This is a genomic window from Pararobbsia alpina (assembly GCF_902859895.1).
Lineage (GTDB): Bacteria > Pseudomonadota > Gammaproteobacteria > Burkholderiales > Burkholderiaceae > Pararobbsia > Pararobbsia alpina.
The window spans coordinates 1-5,338 of sequence record NZ_CADIKM010000103.1; the positions used below are offsets into that span (position 1 = coordinate 1).

A 5,338-nucleotide genomic window follows, 5' to 3' on the forward strand; every position below is an offset into this window, starting at 1 on the left:
CCAAAGGCTGTCGAGACCCGCTATTCAGCATCGGCAGTGCCCGCCGGCCGATCGTCGCATCCATTCGCACGTCGACCGGCTATGCGATGCGTATTGGTCAGCGTGTCCCTAAGTGGAGTCGCTGGGATCTGAGATAGGCATAATGCCTACAAAGGAAACCAGACGATGATGAAGAGAACCCGACGCACGCACTCAGCGGCGTTTAAGGCGAAGGTGGCGCTGGCAGCAGTACGTGGCGACCGCACGCTGGCAGAATTGGCACAGCAGTTTGAGGTTCATCCGAATCAGCTCACGGAATGGAAGCGGCAGTTGCAAGTGCAAGAGCGAGCAGCCGATGTGTTTGGCGCGGCGGGGGCGCCGGTCAATGAGCCGCCGGTGGATCTGAAGACGCTTCACGCAAAGATCGGCCAATTGGCGCTGGAGAATGATTTTTTGTCGGGCGTGCTCGGCAAGGCAGGCTTGCTGAGCGCAAGGGAATGATTGGTCGTGCCCACCGCCTGCCGGTGTCCCGGCAGGTCAAGCTGGTCGGCATCAGCCGGTCCAGTGCTTATTACGTGCCGAGCCCTGTCAAAGCCGCAGATCTGGCGCTAATGCGCCGGATCGACCCGTTGCATCTGGAGCATGCGTTTACCGGTGCGCGCATGTTGATGCGCCTGCTCAAGCGAGAGGGCATAGTGGTCGGACGCAGGCACATCGGCACGTTGGTGTGAAAAATGGGCATCGAAGCGCTGTTCGAAAGCCGAACACGAGCCGCAAACATCTGGCTCGCAAGATCTGGCCGTACCTGCTGCGCGATCGGAAGATCGAGCGCAGCAACTAGGTGTTCGCATTGGACACGACATACGTGCCTATGGCACAGGGCTTCGTCTATCTCACTGCTGTAATCGATTGGGCCAGCCGCCGTGTTTTAGCGCACCGAGTCGCGATCACGATGGAAGCTGAGCATGCGGTGGCAGCGCTTGAAGAAGCGTTCGCGAAGTAGGGATTGCCTGAGATCGTCAATACGGATCAAGGCAGTCAGTTCACCAGCTCGGTCTTCACCGACGCGGTCCTCTCACGCGGAATCGCTCTGTCGATGGATGGCAAGGGAAGCTGGCGGGACAACGTTTTTGTCGAACGGCTGTGGCGCAGCGTGAAGTATGAAGAAATATATTTGAAGGCTTATGAATCCGTCGAGCATGCACGGAAATCGATCGCTAACTACCTCACCTGGTACAACCAAAAGAGACCTCATTCAAGCCTATCGGCCCGTACGCCTGACGAGGCTTACTTCGCGATGCTGCCCGCGATAAAGACGGCAGCATGACACCTGGCGCTCCACTTAAAAACTGAAAATACTGTCCCAATGAGCGGGGCCACTTCTCATCACGATCACAACGCATCTCGACTCGTTCAGCGTTGCCCTAATGTCCCCCGACGGATTCCCGAACTTTGCCTGACGAAGGTAGCAAAGCCCCATTACCTTCAGCGGCAGTCAACGCAAATCGCACCGGTCAATTGACGCGAAATACCTGCAGGCCGGCTTCGGCGGCTTGAGGCCCCTTCGTGTGCACGACATATAGTCGGTGCAGCGAAGGGATGTAAGCAGAGGTCTTGCCACCTAGGGTGTCGATCTGCTGTTCGATCCCATAGTGGTCAGGGTCCGTTTGCTGCACGACGTCCAGTCCGCCTGCGCCCGTGACATAGAGCCGATGATGATTTGCGTCGAAGTGCATGTCGTCGGATACGTCAACGATATTAAGCGATTGGACAACAGAACCGGTATCGGAGTCGAGCACGTAAAGCTTCCCCGGCGCCCTCGAACCAATGAACAGGCGCTTGTGCTCGCTGTCAAATGCCATCGCAGAGTTACGGCTCGGGCCGGGAACGGTCCAGACGCTAACTAATTTGCGCGCTTTGAGATCGATCACGCCGACTTGGTTTTTGTCTCGAAGATTTACAAAAAGGCGGCCCGAGGCATGATCAATGACCATGCCCTTCAACTGAGCGCCGGGCACGCGGACTTTTCCGAGAACCGCGCCATCCGAAAGCGAGAGCAGAGTGATATAGGCGTCGTCTTGATGGGACTGCACGCCTCCGTTCCCCACATAAAATATTCTGCTCTTCCTGTCAGCGACCCCGGAGTCGGGTTGGGGTTCAAGGGAGATCGTCTTCGCCACCTCGAAATTCGACGTATCGACGATCTTGACGTTTGCATCGCCAGCATCCGCGATGAACATCGTATTGCCGTCATCCGTCAGGAGGATCTTGTGCGGCGACTTTGCCACGGCTTTTTTGCTTGACAGATGCTCTCCGTCTGGCAGGCTGAACACCTCGATTGACCCGTACTCCTCTGCCGAAACGTACAACCGACGATGGAGCAAGTCGACAGCGAAATGATCAAAGTCTCCGCCCGTGACAGCCGGTAGCGGGATCGTTTTCAACCAAGTCAACGGCGCCGGGCTCGCCGTCGCCATCAATGGAAAAATGGTCAGACAAGCAGAAAACAGACGGAGGAGAGTTGGGAGTAGGTTCATGACGTTTTGATCATCCGTGCGACGAGCGGCCTTGTTGAAGGAATCCCCACTATCCGCCGCGCAGGTTAACGGACGGCGTCGCAATGATTACAAATCTGTCATGTGCGATCGCGACAGCTGCTTTAGGACGACTTTACGTGAGCCAGGGCTGGCCCGCCGTGAGGAATCAGACGCGGGTCAGTATGACCTTCGTGGGGCAAGGGCTGGCCCGCCGAGGGAAACAAACGCGGGTTAGCATCGCTGCCAGAGCCGCACGGTGTGGACAGGGCCACACGCGGCTATCTCCGGCACGGAGATGGTATGGACGCCTCCCTCCCTCGTCGAGACCGAGAGGCTGCAAGAACCACGGAGCCCTCGCTGTACCCGACGGCATCAGAGTGCCAAAGTGGTGGTGTCGAAACTACCACTGAGGTAAGGAGGGCTCCAAATGAAGACTATGACATTTGGCGTAGACTTGGCAAAGCGGGTCTTTCAGGTCCACCGGGTAGACATGGAGACCGGCGAGGTTAAACGGCGCCATCTCCGCCGTGATCAACTCGTGACATTGGGCATCAGGTCCGGCTGATCGCTCCATCATTCGTGCGACCGTTCGTGAAGCGCAACGAGACCGATCCGGCTGATGCGCAGGCGATCTGGGAAGCCGCACAACGCCCCGAAATGCGCTTCATGGCCGTAAAGAGCGAGGCTCAACAAAGCGTGCTGACACTGCACAGGGTCCGTGAACAAAAGGTCAAGATGCGTCAGATGCAGGTCAACCAGATTCACGGCCTGCTTTATGAGTTCGGCGTCGCTTTGCATGCTGGCCGGCAGGGGATGGCCGATGCCGTGCGCGCTTTGACTGAGCTCGCGGATACATTGCCTGCCATGGTCGTGGACACACTGCGCGAGCAGTTGCAGCGCATTGACTCTCTTTCCCGCGATATCGCCGCGGTGGAGCGCAGGTTGACGGCGTGCAAGCGTGAGGATGACGCCACCAAACGAGACATGGCGATCCCTGGCGTTGGGCTGCTGACGGCGACGGCCGCTACTGCCACGATCGGTGATGCACACACATTTCGCTCAGGACGCGAGTTTGCAGCGTTCCTCGGGCTTGTACCCCGCCAGAGCGGTACCGGAGGGCAGGTCAAATTGCTTGGCATTAGCAAACAGGATGATATCTATCTGAGCACCCTCCTGATTTATGGTGCGCGATCAGTGCTGAAGCATCTGAAGAAACTCCCCGAATCACTGCAGCGCATGATGGCCCGACGACCGTTCAACGTGGTCGCTGTCGCGCTCGCCAACAGGATGGCACGCACGATCTGGGCCCTACTGGCGCACGATCGCACGTACAGCGAGGGCTATGTGGCCCGCAACACGTCAGACATGAAGCTTTAATGGAGGTGAACCGCTGAAAAGGTTGCGCAGGTTGATGTGCGCGTGATGGCACGTCAGGTCGGACCGCGGGGAAAGTAAGCCTGAATGCTGGCCGGTCCCTTGAGGACTCCACGGAGATGAGGCCTTCCCCGGCAAATTCCATCAGGGCCAGCGGACTGTCGTCCGCGCCACAGGCCGAATGTAAGTCTGCAGCCAGATCCTGTTCACCACACGCGCAACATCTCCTGGCAAACCGGGAGGCTCTGTCGCGACAAGGGCACCTGGGCGAATGCCGCCCGTGGAACGCGGTGGTTTATGAGACCAGCGAATAGAATTGCTGTGCAGCGGACAAGCGAATTCCCTTGGGGGCATTTCATCTGCCCCTTGGAGATCATGTGCATGGTCTCGATGCCGCCGACAATGATGCGTGCGCACCGAAAATTCTTGAACCCCAGCATTGGCCGCGTTCGACGTTGATGGCCGGGTGATCTTGCTCGACGATGTTGTTCAGGCACTTGCGCTGACGGATCCGGATAGGTGTCTCGCGCTGCGCGTTCACCGCGTGCAAGGCAGCCAGATTGGCGCCGCTTTTGTCCACGGTGACGGTCTCCGGCGCGCCGTTCTGGGCGATCGCTTTCTCAAAGTAGCGACGGGCGGCAGCCTTGTCGCGATGGGCTCGCAGCAGGAAGTCGATCATGTTACCCGCCTTGTCGACTGCTCGGTAAAGGTATTTCCATTGACCTCGCACCTTGAGTTAGGTCTCGTCCATCCGCCAGCTCTTGCCAACCGGGCGCTTGTGCCGGCGAAACGCCTTCTCGAACAGCGGCAGCAGTTTGACCACCCAGCGATGCACGCTCGAGTGATCAACCGCGAGGCCGCGCTCGGCCATCATCTGCTCCAGATCGCGCAGGCTTAGCGAATAGGCGACGTACCATCGCACGCACAGAAGGATCATGTCGAGCGGATAGTGCAGGCGCTTGGGTACCTTCGCTACGCCAGCAGGCAGGGCTTTTCTCGCAGTCGCGTTCTTCATCACACGCTTCACTTGGGGCCAATGTCAGCTTGGATTTTAACCCCGAGCCCTTATCGCGACAAAACCAGCTAAGTTTGAAATGGACCGCGCTTACTTACGTTGCACGACGAGCACTTCGAACGTACCAGGAATGACCGTCGGACGCGGATGCGGCTTTTGCGCCGTCGCCGCTTCAGCAGGACCGAACTTCGAAGACACCAGATACACGCGGTGCAACTGCGGATCGAGCGCCATCGTCTTCGCCCCTTCCAGCGTCTGCACGTTTTGCACGACGCTGTAGTGATCCGCGTCGTCTTCGTGGACCACCGTCAACGTGCCATTAGCACCATTCGAACTGAACGCCAGCTTCAACGCCGGATCGAACGCGGCGGCATCGGGATGCCCGCCAATCGGCAAGTCGGCCACTGCATGGCCAGATACCGCATTCACCACC

The 5,338-nt window shown here is 58.4% G+C and carries 2 protein-coding genes and 3 pseudogenes; 2 read left to right on the forward strand and 3 right to left on the reverse strand.

The genetic code is table 11. The features are described 5' to 3' along the window. Positions 1-165: 165 nt before the first annotated feature. Positions 166-1,306: pseudogene (locus HV670_RS29175) on the forward strand (IS3 family transposase). A 187-nt stretch (positions 1,307-1,493) separates the two neighbouring features. On the opposite strand, the gene HV670_RS29180 reads toward HV670_RS29175, so the two are convergent. Next, a complete protein-coding gene (locus HV670_RS29180) occupies positions 1,494-2,516 on the reverse strand; it encodes a YncE family protein (protein ID WP_175108415.1) in 1,023 nt (340 codons plus the stop codon). Between the two features lie 427 nt (positions 2,517-2,943). On the opposite strand from HV670_RS29180, the pseudogene HV670_RS29185 reads away from it, so the two are divergent. Continuing rightward, positions 2,944-3,893, forward strand: a pseudogene (locus tag HV670_RS29185) (IS110 family RNA-guided transposase). 292 nt (positions 3,894-4,185) lie between these two features. On the opposite strand, the pseudogene HV670_RS29190 reads toward HV670_RS29185, so the two are convergent. Together HV670_RS29190 and HV670_RS29195 are read right to left on the reverse strand one after the other, a co-directional pair. Next, a pseudogene (locus HV670_RS29190) lies at positions 4,186-4,905 on the reverse strand (IS6 family transposase). Positions 4,906-4,995: 90 nt separating this feature from the next. After that, positions 4,996-5,338, reverse strand: a 343-nt coding sequence (locus tag HV670_RS29195; RefSeq protein WP_425511487.1) for a YncE family protein, incomplete at its 5' end; no start/stop codon positions are given.